The sequence below is a fragment of the Streptomyces sp. NPDC051684 genome, from assembly GCF_044453445.1.
Lineage (GTDB): Bacteria > Actinomycetota > Actinomycetes > Streptomycetales > Streptomycetaceae > Streptomyces.
Genome location: NZ_JBITCS010000012.1, coordinates 121,174 through 136,734, shown reverse-complemented (window position 1 = coordinate 136,734; position 15,561 = coordinate 121,174). Strand labels below are relative to the sequence as shown.

At 71.6% G+C, this 15,561-nt stretch carries 11 protein-coding genes and 1 pseudogene; 5 read left to right on the top strand and 7 right to left on the bottom strand.

What is annotated here, in order from left to right:
• Positions 1 to 40 precede the first annotated feature (40 nt).
• Positions 41 to 1,867 (top strand): AMP-dependent synthetase/ligase, encoded by a 1,827-nt coding sequence (locus ACIA8D_RS16960; RefSeq protein WP_399232786.1) that lies wholly within the window; start codon positions 41 to 43, stop codon positions 1,865 to 1,867.
• Positions 1,868 to 1,907: 40 nt separating this feature from the next.
• Here the strand turns inward: ACIA8D_RS16960 and ACIA8D_RS16955 are convergent.
• Positions 1,908 to 2,042: pseudogene (locus ACIA8D_RS16955) on the bottom strand (pectin esterase); the annotation flags it as partial.
• Positions 2,043 to 2,221: 179 nt separating this feature from the next.
• On the opposite strand from ACIA8D_RS16955, the gene ACIA8D_RS16950 reads away from it, so the two are divergent.
• Complete coding sequence (locus ACIA8D_RS16950; RefSeq protein ID WP_399232784.1) at positions 2,222 to 4,387, top strand: DEAD/DEAH box helicase; 2,166 nt, start codon at positions 2,222 to 2,224, stop codon at positions 4,385 to 4,387.
• 52 nt (positions 4,388 to 4,439) lie between these two features.
• Here ACIA8D_RS16950 and ACIA8D_RS16945 read toward each other — a convergent pair whose 3' ends face one another.
• The 3 genes from ACIA8D_RS16945 to ACIA8D_RS16935 all read right to left on the bottom strand — a co-directional run bounded on the left by ACIA8D_RS16945 (position 4,440) and on the right by ACIA8D_RS16935 (position 9,621).
• The gene (locus ACIA8D_RS16945) at positions 4,440 to 7,574 is read right to left on the bottom strand and encodes a glycoside hydrolase family 2 TIM barrel-domain containing protein (RefSeq protein ID WP_399232782.1); all 3,135 of its coding nucleotides are present in this window, start codon (positions 7,572 to 7,574) and stop codon (positions 4,440 to 4,442) included.
• Between the two features lie 128 nt (positions 7,575 to 7,702).
• Complete coding sequence (locus tag ACIA8D_RS16940) at positions 7,703 to 8,509, bottom strand: SDR family NAD(P)-dependent oxidoreductase (protein WP_399232780.1); 807 nt, start codon at positions 8,507 to 8,509, stop codon at positions 7,703 to 7,705.
• Entirely contained in the window at positions 8,506 to 9,621 is a 1,116-nt protein-coding gene (locus ACIA8D_RS16935; RefSeq protein WP_399232778.1) for an LLM class flavin-dependent oxidoreductase, read from the bottom strand. The genes ACIA8D_RS16940 and ACIA8D_RS16935 overlap by 4 nt, the downstream gene beginning before the upstream one ends.
• A 188-nt stretch (positions 9,622 to 9,809) precedes the next feature.
• Between ACIA8D_RS16935 and ACIA8D_RS16930 the strand changes: the two genes are divergently transcribed.
• Positions 9,810 to 10,865, top strand: a complete 1,056-nt coding sequence (locus ACIA8D_RS16930) for a biotin/lipoate A/B protein ligase family protein (RefSeq protein WP_399232777.1) — start codon at positions 9,810 to 9,812, stop codon at positions 10,863 to 10,865.
• A 15-nt stretch (positions 10,866 to 10,880) separates the two neighbouring features.
• Here ACIA8D_RS16930 and ACIA8D_RS16925 read toward each other — a convergent pair whose 3' ends face one another.
• On the bottom strand, positions 10,881 to 11,303 hold the full coding sequence (locus ACIA8D_RS16925) for a PPOX class F420-dependent oxidoreductase (protein WP_399232774.1): 423 nt from the start codon (positions 11,301 to 11,303) through the stop codon (positions 10,881 to 10,883).
• 147 nt (positions 11,304 to 11,450) lie between these two features.
• Positions 11,451 to 12,326 carry a LysR substrate-binding domain-containing protein gene (locus tag ACIA8D_RS16920; RefSeq protein ID WP_399232772.1) on the bottom strand — a complete coding sequence of 292 codons (876 nt, stop codon included), beginning with the start codon at positions 12,324 to 12,326 and terminating at the stop codon, positions 11,451 to 11,453.
• A 109-nt stretch (positions 12,327 to 12,435) separates the two neighbouring features.
• Here ACIA8D_RS16920 and ACIA8D_RS16915 point away from each other — a divergent pair, with 109 nt between their 5' ends.
• Positions 12,436 to 13,614, top strand: coding sequence for a mandelate racemase/muconate lactonizing enzyme family protein (locus ACIA8D_RS16915; RefSeq protein WP_399232771.1), 1,179 nt, complete (start codon positions 12,436 to 12,438; stop codon positions 13,612 to 13,614).
• Positions 13,615 to 13,822: 208 nt separating this feature from the next.
• The gene (gene kdgD, locus ACIA8D_RS16910) at positions 13,823 to 14,740 is read left to right on the top strand and encodes a 5-dehydro-4-deoxyglucarate dehydratase (RefSeq protein WP_399232769.1); all 918 of its coding nucleotides are present in this window, start codon (positions 13,823 to 13,825) and stop codon (positions 14,738 to 14,740) included.
• A gap of 49 nt (positions 14,741 to 14,789) precedes the next feature.
• On the opposite strand, the gene ACIA8D_RS16905 is transcribed toward kdgD, so the two are convergent.
• Positions 14,790 to 15,518 carry a FadR/GntR family transcriptional regulator gene (locus tag ACIA8D_RS16905; protein ID WP_399232768.1) on the bottom strand — a complete coding sequence of 243 codons (729 nt, stop codon included), beginning with the start codon at positions 15,516 to 15,518 and terminating at the stop codon, positions 14,790 to 14,792.
• Positions 15,519 to 15,561: the final 43 nt, after the last annotated feature.

Below are 15,561 nucleotides of genomic sequence, written 5' to 3'. Positions count from 1 at the left end.
CGACCCGGTTCGCCCACCAGAGGGAGCGATGAGCAGACACATGCGGCAATACGCATCGCCCCGCCTGGCACCCGTGTTGGTGTCGGGCGGTCTTGCCGACTCGGTCTTCGACGCCGCGCTGGAGGAACCGCACCGCACGCAGTTCTCGCTGCTCCAGGACGGCCGTCCGGCGCAGGAGGTCAGCACGACGCGGTTCCGTGACGAGGTCATGGCCGTGGCCCGCGGCTTCCTCGCCGGCGGCGTCGGCATGGGCGACCGGGTGATCGTGATGTCGCGCACCCGCTACGAGTGGACGCTGATCGCGTACGCGCTGTGGACCGTGGGCGCCGAGGTCGTGCCGGTCTACCCGACCTCGTCGGCCGAGCAGGTGCGGTGGATCCTCTACGACACGGACGCCGTCGGTGTCGTCGTCGAGAACGAGCACAACGCGATGACGGTGGCCGCGGCCTACGGCGCGCGCACCGATCTGACCCGCCTGTGGGAGCTGGACTCGGGCGGCCTCGATCTGCTCGTCGAGGCGGGCGCCGCGGTGCGGGACGAGGACGTGCACCGGTACCGGGCCGCGGTCGACCCGCGCTCCCCCGCCGTCATCTGCTACACGTCCGGCACGACGGGCCGCCCCAAGGGCTGCGTCATCACCCACGGCAACCTGGCCTCCGAGTCGGACAACCTGCTCGTCGGCTGGGCTCCCGCGCTCACGCCGCCCGGCCAACAGCACACTCTGCTCGCCTTCTTGCCGCTGGCGCACTGCTACGGCCTGATGGTGGTGGTGAGTTCGGTGCGCGGCCGGATCCACATCGCCCATCAGCCCGACGTCTCGCCCAGCGCGCTGCTCCCCGCCCTCGCGGCGTTCCGGCCGACGATCCTGTACGCGGTCCCGTACATCTTCGAGCGGGTATTCTCCAAGGCGCGGGTCAACGCCCAGGACAGCGGCCACACCGCCCTGTTCGAGCGGGCCGTGCGCACCGCGATCCGGTACGCGGCCTCGGTGCAGCGGCACGCGGCCGGCGAGGGCCCGGGTCCTGGCCCCCGCACGCGGCTCATGCACAAGGTGTACGACCGTCTCGTGTACGCGAAGGTGCGGGCGGTGCTCGGCGGCCGGGTGCGCGACGCCGTCTCGGGCGGCTCGCCGCTCTCCCGCGACCTGGGCCTGTTCTACCAGGGGTGCGGCGTCACCGTGTACAACGGCTACGGCCTCACCGAGACGGCGGCCGCAGTCACCGTGCAGCCGCTCGGCGCGGTGCGGCACGGCACGGTCGGCAAGCCGATGCCGGGCAACGCCGTGTACATCGCGGACGACGGCGAGATCTGGGTGGCGGGCGACGTCGTCTTCGCGGGCTACCTCAACAACCGCAAGGCCAACGAGGCGGCGCTGCGCGACGGTTGGTTCGCCACCGGCGACCTCGGCCACCTCGACGCCGACGGCTATCTGGTGATCACCGGACGCAAGAAGGACATCATCATCACCAGCGCCGGCAAGAGCGTCTCGCCGCAGACCCTCGAGGAGGAGCTGCGGGCCCATCCGCTGATCTCCGACTGCCTCGTGATCGGCGACAACCGCCCCTATGTCACGGCCCTGATCACCCTCGACCCGGAGGCCCTGGCGAGCTGGCAGGCGCTCAAGGGCCGTGTGCCCAGCGCGCCGGAGGAGGCGATCCTCGACGAGCAGCTGCACGGCCACATCCAACGCGCGGTGTCACGTGCCAACTCCCGTGTCTCGCGCGCCGAGTCGATCCGCGCCTTCCGCATCCTGCCGCACGAGTTCGGCGCCACCCAGGGCCTGCTCACGCCGTCCCTGAAGGTCCGCAGGGCGGCGGTCCTCCAGGCGTACGCGCAGGACATCGAGGAGTTGTACGCGGCGCGGTGAGCGGCGCCGCGCACACACGCGGTGTCCCGTCGTCCGGCCGTCAGGAGGCCGTGGGCGCCCAGTCCCCCAGCCAGTCCGCGACCTCCTGCTGCGCGGCCTGGGCGTCGCTCAGCTGCGGCCGGTCGGCGCTCGCCGAACCGGCCCCGGCACCGGTGTTCTTGTACTCGGCGAACCGGCGGAGCACCGGGAAGGTTGCCGGTCGTCTTCAGCCCCTGCGGCGATTGAGCAGAGGGGTCTGGGGCAGAGCCCCAGGACCGCAACCCCGTTGCAGGACGCCATGCCGACTGTCACACCCCGATGCGAAGATGCACGGACCGGCCGGAGCCGGACGCGCCAAGAGGAGGGCAGGGCCCCATGGGACGCACGGAGCGGGAGGCGATCGCCGACGGCACACGCCTCCACGCGGCCGCACGGGCACTGCTCGACGACCACGCGAAGGCCGTCCAGACCGTGCGGGACGCCCTCGCCCCGCTGCTCGACGAGTCGGTCGCCCGCGTCCTCGACACCATGCCCGTGACGCGGCTTCAGGAGGCCACGGACGGGCGGGTCCGCGTCGGCCTGGTGGAGCGGGACGGGCTGCGCACGGTGCGGCAGGTGCTCGACGCGGGGCCCGCCCGGCTCCACCAGATCCACGGAGTGGGCCCGCAGACCGCGACGCAACTGCTGGCCGCCGCGGGCCGCATCGCCGACCGCGTGCGGCAGACGGCGGCGGTGCCGCTGGACGTCGACGATCCGGAGCCCCGGACGACCGCGGTGGTGATGGCGCTGCACGTCCTGGTGGAGGCGGGCCCCGACGCGCGGCACGCCGTGGACACCGCGACCGGCATCGCCCGGCGACTCGGACCGCTGCTCGACGAGGCACGGCCCGCGGCGGGGCGGCTGCGGCTGCTGTTCACCGGACGGGCCCGGCGGGCCCGCTCCCTCGACGCCGCCGAGCAGGTGCGGGCCCTCGTCGTGGAGGCCGAGCGGGCGGGCACGCGGCCACTGCTCGCGCAGGCCTCGGTGGACCTGCTGCGCGGGCCCGCGACGGACGTGGCGGCCTGGGTCGACTTCGAGGTGCGCTCCGCCGAGTACTACAGCGTCCTCGGCGAGATCTCCGGCCTCGCCCCCGACAAGGACGCCGCCGAGGGCTTCCTGCCCGCCGACATCGCCGAACAAGTGCGCACGCAGCAGCTCGACGAGTCGCGGCTTCGGGTATCGCTGCGTGGCTACCAGGCGTTCGGCGCCCGCTTCGCGCTCGCGCGGCGCCGCGCGCTGCTCGGCGACGAGATGGGGCTCGGCAAGACCGTCCAGGCCATCGCCGCGCTGACGCACCTGGCGGCGGAGGGGCAGAGCCACTTCATGGTCGTCTGCCCGGCGAGCGTCCTCGTGAACTGGACGCGGGAGATCGAGGCCCGCAGCGCACTGCGCGTCGTTCCGGTGCACGGCGCGGACCGGGGCGAGGCCTTCGCGGACTGGAAGGGCCGGGGCGGTGTCGCCGTCACGACGTACGACGCGCTGCGCACGCTGCCCGCGCCCGGCGGCGGCGAACTGGGCATGCTCGTCGTCGACGAGGCGCACGCGGTGAAGAACCCGGAGACGCTGCGCTCGAAGGCGGTCACGGAGTGGGCGGAGCACTGCGAGCGGGTCCTGTTCATGACCGGCACCCCGATGGAGAACCGCGTCGCCGAGTTCCGCAACCTCGTGCGCGTACTGGATCCCGCGCTCGCGGACCGGCTCGACGAGGAGGACGGCCTCGCCGGATCGGTCGCCTTCCGCACGGCGGTCGCCCCCGTCTATCTGCGGCGCAACCAGGACGACGTCCTGGCCGAACTGCCCAGCCTCCAGCACACCGACGAGTGGGAGGATTTGAGCGGCGCCGACGAGGCCGCCTATCGGGAGGCCGTCGCGTCCGGCAACTTCATGGCCATGCGCCGGGCGGCGTACGCGCGTCCTGCGCAGTCCGCCAAGCTGGAGCGGCTGCGCGAACTGGTGGGAGAGGCGGCGGAGTCGGGCCAGAAGGTCGTGGTGTTCTCGAACTTCCGCGATGTGCTGGGTGTCGTGCGCGACGCCCTCGGCACCGAACCACCCGTCGGGGGCCCGGTGTTCGGTCCGCTCACCGGCAGCGTGCCGCCCGCGCGCAGACAGCAGCTGGTCGACGAGTTCGCGGCCACGGACGGGCCCGCGGTCCTCGTGTCGCAGATCCAGGCCGGCGGCGTCGGTCTCAACATCCAGGCCGCCTCGGTGGTGATCCTGTGCGAGCCACAGATCAAGCCGACCCTCGAACACCAGGCGGTGGCGCGGGCGCACCGCATGGGCCAGGTCAGATCGGTGCGGGTGCACCGCCTCCTGGCCACCGGCGGCGTCGACGAGCGCCTGGTGCGGATACTCGCCGACAAGTCCCGCCTGTTCGACGCGTACGCCCGGCGCAGCTCGATGGCCGAGGCGACGCCGGACGCGGTCGACGTGTCCGACGCGGAGATCGCACGCCGGATCGTCGAGGAGGAACAGGCACGCCTGGGCGTGGCGGCCGAGGGCTGACGCGTCAATCGGTTCGGTCCCCGGCCGTCACTCGTGGGCGCCCTGCCCGGAATCAGGACTCCGCCACGTCCACGGCGCTGATGCCGATGCCGCCCTCGGCCTCCCCGGGTTCGCTGCTGCGCACCCTCAGGCGCAGTGACCGGCCGCGTACCGCGTCGAAGGTGAGGACGGTGGGTTCACCGGTGCCGTCGGCCCAGGCGATGTCGACGTCGTCCACGACGGTGTACGTCTCGCCGTCCCCGACCGCCACTTCGATCGCGGCGGGCAGGGAGTGGGTGGCGTCGACCGTGAAGGAGACCTCGACGCGGCCCAACCGCCGTTCCTCCGCCCAGGTCACCGAGACCCAGTCGTCCGGGCGGGCGCCGTTGAAGGTGGGCAGCAGGGCGGTGGCGGCCTTGCTGAAGGCGTTGGACCACTGGGTGGCCGGATCGCCGTCGAGCATCGCGGCGGGGAGCGTCTTGGTGGCTCCCGAGTAACTGGCGTCGGCGTGCGGGTACTTGGTGGCGCCGGGGCCCGGGTCGGGGGCGAAGGGCTCGGCCGGGGTGACCGGCTCCCCCGCCGGGCCCGTGACCCGCAGCGTCGCCGTGCCCTGCCGCAGGCCCTTCGCACGCGCGGTGACGATGAGGCTGCCGGGCTCGGTACCCGCGCGCACGATCGCGAGCGCGAGCCCGTGGAACGTCGTGCGGGTACTTGCCTGGTAGCGCTCGGCGGACTCCTGCTGCCCGTTGTCGACGCCCGCCACGTGGCCGCCCTTGACGGTGAATTCGAGGAGCCGCGCCGCATCGGGGACGACGGTCCCCTTCGCGTCGACGACCTCCGCCGTGACGAACGCGAGGGCCCGCCCGTCCGCCGCGAGCGACTTCCGGTCCGCCGTCAGCCGCACGGCGTGCGGGGCGCCCGCCGTGCGCAGCACGTCCGTCGCCACCGTCTTGCCGCCGCTCCGCGCGACGGCCTTCAGCTCACCGGCCGCGAAGGGCACCTTCCACGTCAGGTGCAGCTTGCCGGCGCTGCCGTTCGGCGAGGTGTAGCTGCCCGGGTAGGGGCCGGAGGTGACGGTCTTGTCGTCGTGGGTGGCCTCCGTGGTCTCCAGGTACGGGCGGCCGTCGACGGTCTTCTTCGCGTCGAAGGAACGCACGCCCAGGGACCGGCCGTTGAGGTACAGCTCGACCTCGGCGACGTTCGCGTACGCCCACACCTCCACCTCCGCACCCTTCTCGTACGTCGTCCAGTCCATCGGCAGAAGATGCACCATCGGCTCGTCGGTCCACTGGCTGCGGAAGAGGTGGTACATGTCCTTCGGGAAACCGGCGGTGTCGACGGCGCCGAAGAACGACGCCTTCACCGGGAACACGTCGTACGGGGTCGGCTCGCCGATGTAGTCGATGCCCGACCACAGGAACTCGCCGGCGAAGAAGCGCCGGTCGCGGTCCTTCTTCAGGCCGTACTCGCCGCTCATGGTCCATGAGGCGAGGTTGTTGTCGTACGAGGAGGTGGCCCGCTTGCCCGGGGTCTGGTTCTCGCCCGTGTTGAGGTGCTGCGGCTCCTGGTACGTGCCTCGGCTCGACGTCTCGGAGGAGGACTCGGACTCGAAGAGGAACAGGTGCGGGTAGCGCTTGTGCAGCGCGTCGACGGACGCCGCGGTGTTGTAGTTGAGACCGAGCCCGTCGAGCCCTGCCACGATCTTGTCGGCGGGCGAGCCGACGGCGGGCAGCGAGCGGTACTTGTCGGAGCCGATGACGACGGGGCGGGTGCCGTCGAGTTCCTTGACGTCGGCGATGAGGCGCTCCGCCATGGCGATGCCCTCGGTGCGGGTGGAGTCGGGGATCTCGTTGCCGATGGACCACATGAGGACGGCCGGGGAGTTGCGGGCGGCGCGCACCATCTCGGCGATGTCGGCGTCGGAGTGCTCGTCGAAGAAGCGGCCGTAGTCGTAGGTGTTCTTGCCGGTGCGCCAGCAGTCGAAGGCCTCGACGAGCATGATGAGGCCGAGGTCCTCGCAGGCCTCGATCACCTCGGGCGCGGGCGGGTTGTGCGAGGTGCGCAGGGCGTTGACACCCATGGACTTCATGATGCTCAACTGGCGCCGCACGGCGTCGGGTTGGACGGCGGCACCGAGGGCGCCGAGGTCGTGGTGCAGGTCGACACCCTTGATCTTGGTGTGCGTACCGTTGAGCGAGAGACCTTGCTCGGGGTCGAAGGTGGCGTGCCGCAGGCCGAAGCGGGTGCGGTAGGTGTCGACGGTGCGGCCGCCGACACGCAGGTCGGTGACGAGGGTGTAGCGGTTGCCCGGGGTCTCGATGGACCACAACTCTGGCTTGTCGAGCCGCAGTTGTACGTGATCGGTCTTGCCGTCCTTCCCGACGCCCGCGAGGGTCGACTCGGAGCGGGCCACGCGGCGCCCCTTGGCGTCGCGGACGGTGGACAGGACGGTGACGTCGTGTGCGGCGCCCGAGGCGTTGGCGACGGTGGTGCGCACGTCGACGGTGGCGTAGCCCTTCTTCAGGGTCCGCGCGAGGTCGGGCGTGGTGACGAAGGTGCCCCAGCGCTGGACGTGCACCGGTTCGGTGACGACGAGGCGGGCCCTGCGGTAGATGCCGCTGCCGGAGTACCAGCGGCTGCTGGGCAGCCGGTTGCGGACCTCGACGGCGAGCAGGTTCGGGGTGGCGCCGTCGACGTGCAGCAGGTCGGTGACGTCGTGGGCGAACCCGGTGTAGCCGTAGGGGTGGTGGGTGACGAGCTCGCCGTTCACGTAGACGTTGGCGTCCATGTAGACACCGTCGAACTCGACGGAGATCCGCTTGCCCGCGTACGCCTTCGGCACCGTGAACGTCTTGCGGTACCAGCCGAGTCCGCCGGGCAGGAAGCCGGTGCCGCTCGTCGTGTTGTGCTCGGCGGTGGGTGTCTGCTCGATGGACCAGTCGTGCGGGATCGCGACCTTCCGCCACTTCGCGTCGTCGAAGCCGGGCCGCTCGGCGTCCGCGTACGCGCCGGTCGGATCGGTGATGCCGTCCGGGCTGACCAGCGCGAAGCGCCAGCCGTCGGCGAGGTCGACGGTGCGGCGGCCGGCATGGCCGGTACGCCCTTCGCTGGCGCCGGCCGCGGGCGCGGCCAGCGCTCCCACGACGGGAGCGGCCGCACTCGCGGCCAACACGGATCTACGACTGACGGATCTACGACGGACAGACATGCGGAAATCCCCTCGAAGCCAACATGACTCGCCACAAGCGAACGTGAGTCAACAGATTCTTGTGGCTTCGTGTGGGGATTAGTCAAGAGCCTTACAGAACAACCTGGTTGGCGGCGCGGCGACGCGCCTCAGGTGTCGCCGATCGTCGGATACGGGAACTTGACCCCCGTGCCACCGTCCACGACGAGCGTCTGGCCGGTCACGTAGGCGGAGAGCGGCGAGGCCAGGAAGAGGAGGGCGGCGGCGATGTCAGCCGGTTCGGCGACGCGGCCCAGCGGGGCGTTCGCAGCGTTGGCCGCGCGGCCCTCCGCGCCGAGCAGCCCCGCGACGCGCGGCGTCCACACGACGCCGGGCGCCACCGCGTTGACCCGCACCCCGCGCGGCCCGTACTCGACGGCTGCCGTGCGCACCAGGGACATCAGGCCCGCCTTGGCGGCCCCGTACGCGCCGTGCAGCGGGGCCGCCGTGAGCCCGGAGACCGATGCCACGAACACCAGCGGTCCGCCGCCCGCCGCCGCCACCGCCGCTCCCCCGTACTGAACGGCGAGCCAGGCGTGCCGCAGGACCAGGTCGAAGTGCCACTGCCACGCGTCGTCGTCGAGCGCGTCCAGGGCCTCGTAGCGGGCCAAGCCGACGATGTCGACGACACCGCCGACCGGCCCCAACTCCCGCTGTGCGTAAGCGAAGAGGTCCTGCACGTCCTGCCGCCGCGTGACGTCCGCGACGTACGGGACACCGCCGGTCCGTGCCGCGACCGCCTCCGCCCGCCCCTTGTCGACGTCCACGCACACCACGCGCGCGCCCGCCGAGGTGAGCGCGTGAGCGGTCTGCCTGCCGATGCCGTTGCCCGCGCCGAGCAGGACGAAGGTACGGCCGTCGACGCGGTGCAGGGCGGCGTAATCGGGGACCGGGGTGTCGTCGAGCGGCTCGCTCACGAGGCGGCCGACCTCGGCTTGTACGCGGCCAGTTCCGGGATGACTTCCTTGCCGAGGATCTCGATCGTGCGCAGGATCTCCTGATGCTCCAGGTAGCCCCACTGGACGTAGCAGATGAGCTGGTCGATGCCGAGGTCCGCGTACCGCTTGGCCTTGCGGACGATGGTCTCCGCGTCGCCGATGAGGATCATGTCGCCCGCGTCGAAGTCGGCGACCGGGACGTTCCCCTCGATGATCGGGTTCAGCAGCGGAAAGGTCTCGTCGCGCTCGCGCGCGGACAGGTGCGGCAGCTCCCAGTCGAGGGTGAACTGGGCGAGGTTGCGGTACCACCAGGCGACCGAGTCCCAGACGCGCTTCGATGGGCGGTCGGCGGCGTGCACGAGGGTGTACGCGGCGACCTTGTCCGTGGTGACGTCCGTGATCGGGCTCGGGGTACGGGCGGCCGCCCGGTACGCGGCGACCTGCCGGCCCATCGCCTCCAGCGGCTGCATGATCGAGAAGGACAGCAGCCCGAGCCCGGCCGCGCCCGCGACCTCCGCGGACCCGGCGGAGGTGGCCGCCATCCAGCACGGCGGATGCGGGTCCTGCACGGGCTTCGGGGTGACCATGCGGCGCGGGAAGCTGTACCGCTCGGACTCGTACGCGAAGTACTCCTCGCGCCACATGCCGGTGACGATCTCGATGGCCTCGCGCCAGTCGGCCCGCGACTGCTCCCGGTCGACGCCGAACGCGGTCTGCTCCATGGGCGTGGAGCGGCCGGTGCCCCACTCCACGCGGCCGTCGGAGAGCACGTCGACGGCCGCCACCTTCTCGGCCAGCCGGGGCGGCGGCGTGAAGCCGAACGGGGTGAGGGTGACGCCGAAGCCGAGCCGGATCCGGTCGGTCAGCGCCGCCAGATGGCCGAGCAGCACCTCGGGCGCGGGACAGTGCGAGCGGCCCTCCCTGAAGTGGTGCTCCACCGCCCACACCGTGCGAAAGCCCATCCGGTCCGCGAGCCGGATCTGCTCGACGGCCTCCCGGTAGGCGCGCTGCTCGGCGGCGCGCTGGCCGTGCGGATGGGCGCCCTGCCAGGGCTTCGGTACGTCGATCTCGTACAGCACGTCGAGGTCCATGGCCCAGCTCCTCCGGAAGACGGTGGCAGTAGGCGGTCCGGTGGGACGCGGGGCGACGATGCGGGAGATCTGACGAAGAGTCAATAGAGAGGGGCGGCGGCCGCCGGGACGCCCACGGATCCCGGAATGTCCGGACTCCGGATAGCGTTGTCCGCGAGGACGGACAACTTGGTGGAAGGCGGCACACCGTGCACGGCGAGTACAAGATCCCCGGCGGCAAGCTCGTCGTCGTCGACGTGGACGTGGCGGACGGCGTGCTGCGTCAGGTCCGGGTCGCGGGCGATTTCTTCCTCGAACCGGACGACGCGCTCCTCGCGATCAACGACGCCCTCGAAGGCGCCCCGGCCGACGCCGACACGGCCACGCTCGCCGGCCGGATCGACGCGGCGCTGCCCGCGGGCACGGTGATGCTCGGCCTGACCACCGAGGGCGTCGCCACAGCGGTGCGCCGCGCGCTCGCCCAGGCCACGGACTGGCGGGACTACGACTGGCAGCTCGTGCACGACGCGCCCCAGTCCCCCGTCCTGCACATGGCGCTCGACGAGGTGATGGTGGAGCAGGTCGCGCTCGGGCTGCGGCCGCCGACGCTGCGCGTGTGGGAGTGGGACCGGCCCGCCGTGATCATCGGCAGCTTCCAGTCGCTGCGCAACGAGGTCGACCCGGAGGGCGTGGAGCGGCACGGTGTCACCGTCGTGCGCCGGGTCTCGGGCGGCGGCGCGATGTTCGCCGAGCCCAAGTCCACGATCACGTACTCCCTCGCGGTCCCGGAGTCCCTGGTCTCGGGCCTCTCCTTCCAGGACTCCTACGCCTACCTCGACGACTGGGTGCTCGGCGCGCTCGCCGACATGGGCATCAAGGCCTGGTATCAGCCGCTGAACGACATCGCCACGGACGTCGGGAAGGTCGCGGGCGCGGCCCAGAAGCGGGTCGCGGCCGGGCAGGGGGCGGTGCTGCACCACGTGACGATGTCGTACGACATCGACGCCGACAAAATGGTCGACGTGCTGCGCATCGGCAAGGAGAAGCTGTCCGACAAGGGCACGAAGAGCGCCAAGAAGCGCGTGGACCCGCTGCGGCGGCAGACCGGTCTGCCCCGCGAGGAGGTCATCACGCGCATGATCGACTCGTTCCGGAACCGGTACGGCCTCACGGAGGGCAAGGTGACCGACGAGGAACTGACCCGCGCCCAGGACCTCGTCCGCACCAAGTTCGGCACGGACGAGTGGACGGCACGCGTGCCGTAGGCCCTGGGTGGTTGTTCAGACGGTGGCCTGGCTGCTGTCGCGGAATTCGCCCCAGCCGTGCCAGCGGTCGATCTCCATGACCGCCGTGAAGCGGGTGCGCTCGCGGTCCGGGTAGGGGCCGCCCGCGTAGTGGGTCGAGATCCGGTCGGTGTCCGTGAGGCCCTTGTCCTCGCGGATCTCGACGGCCCTGCCGATGAGGGTGATGTGCGTGTACCAGCTGTCCTTGTCGAGGACGGTGAGGGTGAGTCGCGGGTCGCGGCGCAGATGCCCCAGGCGGACCCGGCCCTCGTCCATGTTCAGCAGCACGCGGCCGTCCTCCCAGAGGTACCAGGTGGCCGCGGACACGGGTGAGCCGTCGGACCGGAGGGTGGCGACGGTGGCCGGATTGGCACGTTCCAGCATCGCGACGGCGGCGGCGGACAGCGGGGGCTTGGACACGGTTCCTCCTGCTACGTCGAGGGGTACGCGGTCGACCTTAGTGACGTTCAGCGGCGAGTGCGCCAAATCGAGCCCCGCCGGCGATTGAGGCGCGGGGTCCGGGGCAGAGCCCCGTGACGTAGGCACGGCCGACCGCAACAGGCCCCGTCACAGCAACCGCAAAAGCGCCGCCAGCGCCGGATTGTCGTTGGCCTTGCGCCACACCAGATGCAACTCGACCGGCGTCGCGTCGGACAGCTCCAGCGGACGGAACGCGATCCCGGGAAACCGCATCTGCGCCGCCGACTCCGGCACGAACGCGATCCCCCACCCCGCATGCACCATCGCGAGCAGACTGTGCACCTGGCTGAGGTACTGCGTGAACCGCGGCCGCACCCGCGCCTCCCGGAAGATGCTGACCAGCAGTTCGTGGAAGTACCGCGCCTCGATCGGCGAGTACATGAGCACGTCCTGACCGTCGAACTCCCCCATCGGCAACGGCCCTTCGCCCTCGGCGAGCGGATGCCCGCTCGGCACCGCGGCGAGCAGCCCCTCACGCGTGGTCGACCGGGTCTCCAGGTCGGGCCCCGTGCTGGACGGCCGGATCATGCCGAGGTCGAGCGACCCCTCGGTGAGCGCTTCGAGCTGGTCCCGCGTCACCTTCTCGCGCAGCACGATCTCCGTTCCGGGCATGGACGTCCGCGCCACGTCGAGCAACGGCCCGAGCGCGGAGTACGCACTCGCCGCGGTGAACCCGACCGCGATGGCCCCCGCCTCCCCCGTGGACACCTGCCGCGCGGCGAGCGTGGCCGCCTCGGCCTGCCGCAGGATCGTGCGCGCCTCGTTGAGGAAGGCACGGCCCGCCGGCGTGAGCCGGACCGTACGATTCGTCCGGTCGAGCAGCTGCACGTCCAGCTCGTGCTCCAGGAGCTGGATCTGCCGGCTGAGCGGCGGCTGCGTCATCCGCAGCCGTTCGGCGGCCCGCGTGAAGTGCAGTTCCTCCGCGACGGCCACGAAGCTCGCCAGCTGCGCAAGCGTGAACAACGATGCCCTCCTGGTATTGGATCATCCAAAAACTATGTTGGACGTGGATCAATCGCCGACCTTAGCGTCAAGGGCAACCAACGGCTCACACCCCCAGGGATTCGCAGTGGTGACCAGCACGTCCACAGCCAGTTCAGCCGCCTCCCGTCAGGGTGCGGCGACCCTCGACACCATCGCCTGGATCAAGCTCTCGTCCGTCACGCTGCCCCTCGCGACGCCGATCAGCGACGCCAAGGTGCTCACGGGACGGCAGAAGCCGATGACCGAGGTCGCCTTCCTGTTCGCGGAGATCGAGACCACCGGGGGCCACTGCGGCATCGGCTTCTCGTACTCGAAGCGGGCCGGCGGCCCCGCCCAGTTCGCGCACGCCAAGGAGATCGCCGACAACCTGATCGGCGAGGACCCCAGCGACATCGGCCGGCTGTGGACGAAGCTGGTGTGGGCCGGCGCCTCCGTCGGCCGCAGCGGCGTCGCCACGCAGGCCATCGCCGCGATCGACATCGCCCTGTGGGACCTGAAGGCCAAGCGGGCCGCCCTCCCGCTCGCCAAGCTGCTCGGCGCCCACCGCGACTCGGTGCAGACCTACAACACCTCCGGCGGCTTCCTGCACACGCCGACCGAGCAGGTCCTCGAGAACGCCACCGCGTCCCTGGCCAGCGGCATCGGCGGCATCAAGATCAAGGTCGGCAACCCGGACCGCAGGGCCGACCTCGCCCGGCTGACCGCCGTACGCGAACACATCGGCGACGACGTGCCGTTGATGGTCGACGCCAACCAGCAGTGGGACCGGCCCACCGCCCAGCGCATGGGCCGGGCGATGGAGGAGTTCAACCTCGTCTGGATCGAGGAGCCGCTCGACGCCTACGACGCGCAGGGCCACGCCGCGCTCGCCGCCTCGCTCGACACCTCCGTCGCCACCGGCGAGATGCTCGCCTCGGTCGCCGAGCACGTCGAGCTGATCAAGGCGAACGCCTGCGACATCATCCAGCCCGACGCCCCGCGCATCGGCGGCATCACCCAGTTCCTCAAGCTGGCCACGCTGGCCGAGCACCACAACCTGCAACTGGCCCCGCACTTCGCGATGGAGATCCACCTCCACCTCGCAGCCGCCTACCCGATCGAGCCGTGGGTCGAGCACTTCGACTGGCTGGAGCCGCTGTTCAACGAGCGCCTGGAGACCCGCGACGGCCGCATGCGCGTCTCCTCCCGGCCCGGACTCGGCATCACCCTGAGCGAGCAGGCCCGCGCGTGGACGGTCGCCACGCACGAGGTGGGCGCGCGCCCGTAGGCCCGCCGCCCCTCCCCCGCTTCTGGCGCGGGCCCCGCCGACGGACAGCGCGGGGCTCGCGCCAGAGCCATGACCGGACCCACCCGCCATACCTGCCGGGTATCGCTGAATGCAAAAACAGTGTTGGACGCGCATGAGTGACGCCTCGTAACGTCGTCCTCACACCCGCTCTTCACCGACCTCACCACTCAGCAGGAGCAGACCACCCATGTCCTCGTTCACCCCGTCCGAGCTCGGCCAGCGCATCGGCTCGGGCCTGCTCTCCTTCCCCGTCACCCACTTCACGGCCGACGACCTCGCGTTCGACGAGACCGCCTACCGCGCCAACATCGAGCGCCTGTCGCAGTACGAGGTCGGCGGCCTCTTCGCCGCGGGCGGCACCGGCGAGTTCTTCTCGCTGACCGCCGCGGAGACGGACCGAGTGGTGACCGCGGCCGTGCGGGCGGCGCCCGAGGGCACCCCGATCCTCGCCCCGGCCGGCTACGGCACGCGGACCGCGATCGAGTACGCGCAGGCGGCCGAACGGGCGGGCGCCGACGGCCTGTTGCTCTTCCCGCCGTACCTCACCGAGGCCTCGCAGGACGGCCTCGCCGAGCACGTCGAGACGGTCTGCGGGGCGACGGACCTCGGCGTCATCGTCTACGGCCGGGCCAACGCCCAGTACAGCGCGGAGACCCTGGCCCGCGTCGCCGAGTCCTGCCCGAACCTGATCGGCTACAAGGACGGCGTCGGCGACATCGACGCCATGACCCGTATCTACACGAAGCTCGGCGACCGCTTCACGTACGTCGGCGGTCTGCCGACCGCCGAGATGTACGCGCTGCCGTACCTCGAACTCGGCGTCACCACCTACTCGTCGGCGATCTTCAACTTCCTGCCGGAGTTCGCGCTCGACTTCTACGCCGCCGTACGCGGCCGGGACCACGCCACCGTCCTCAAGCACCTGCGCGCCTTCGTGCTCCCGTACACGGAGCTCCGCAACCGCAAGGCCGGGTACGCGGTCAGCATCGTGAAGGCGGGCATGACGGCAACGGGCCACCCGGCGGGTCCGGTCCGCCCTCCGCTCGTCGACCTCACGGATTCGGAACTTTCCGAACTGCGAACACTGATCGGCGCAACTATTTAAAGCCCCTGCGGCGATTGAGCAGCGGGGTCCGGGGCAGAGCCCCGCGACGTCAACGCCGCCCCCGCAGCCACTCAAGATCCCGCGCGGCCTGCGACAGCAGCATCCGCATAGCGGCCTCCGCCGCGTCCGGGTCCTGGGCGCGGACCGCATCCAGGACCGCGCGGTGGCTCGGCACCGGGTCCCCCGGGCGGCGGCCCGTACCGTGCACGAGGCGGTCGCGGTGGGCGAGCCCCGCCGCGATCACCAGGTCCATACGCTCCAGCAACTCGTTGTGCGAGGCCCGCAGCAGCGCACCGTGGAACGCGAGGTCCGCCTCGACCGCGTGGGCCGCGCCGTCCTCGGCCTCCTCCCCCATCGCCTCGAGGGCCGCGTCGAGCGCCGCCAGGTCGTCCACCGTGCGGCGGCGCGCGGCGAGCCGGACCGCGGCCGGCTCGACGATGCCGCGCACCTCGTCCAGGTCGCCGAGCAGCGGATTGCCCGCGCCCGCCGCGAGGCCCGCGTCCACCGACTCGAACTGCCAGCGCAGCACGTCCGCGTCGAGCAGGTGCCAGTCCGCGCGGGGCCGTACGAAGGTGCCGCGCTTCTGCCGGGCGTCGACCATGCCCTTCGCGGCGAGCACCTTCAGGGACTCCCGCAGCGCGGTGAGGCTGACGCCGAGCTCGTCCTGGAGCGCGCCGAGGTCGAGCGTGTCGCCCTCCCCGATCCGGCCGCTCAGCACCCGGTGCGCGATGGTCTCCACGGTCTGCCCGTGCACCCCGCGGCGCGCGTACCCCGCCATGTCCTACCTGCTGTTCTCTCGACGTATCGGCCCGCCAAGTATC

What these genes read in the sequence shown, in the direction of transcription:
- kdgD (WP_399232769.1), top strand. Translation starts at nt 13,823, where the DNA reads ATGTCCTCGTTCACCCCGTCCGAGCTCGGCCAGCGCATCGGCTCGGGC.
- ACIA8D_RS16945 (WP_399232782.1), bottom strand. Translation starts at nt 7,574, where the DNA reads ATGTCTGTCCGTCGTAGATCCGTCAGTCGTAGATCCGTGTTGGCCGCG.
- ACIA8D_RS16905 (WP_399232768.1), bottom strand. Translation starts at nt 15,518, where the DNA reads ATGGCGGGGTACGCGCGCCGCGGGGTGCACGGGCAGACCGTGGAGACC.
- ACIA8D_RS16935 (WP_399232778.1), bottom strand. Translation starts at nt 9,621, where the DNA reads ATGGACCTCGACGTGCTGTACGAGATCGACGTACCGAAGCCCTGGCAG.
- ACIA8D_RS16950 (WP_399232784.1), top strand. Translation starts at nt 2,222, where the DNA reads ATGGGACGCACGGAGCGGGAGGCGATCGCCGACGGCACACGCCTCCAC.
- ACIA8D_RS16960 (WP_399232786.1), top strand. Translation starts at nt 41, where the DNA reads ATGCGGCAATACGCATCGCCCCGCCTGGCACCCGTGTTGGTGTCGGGC.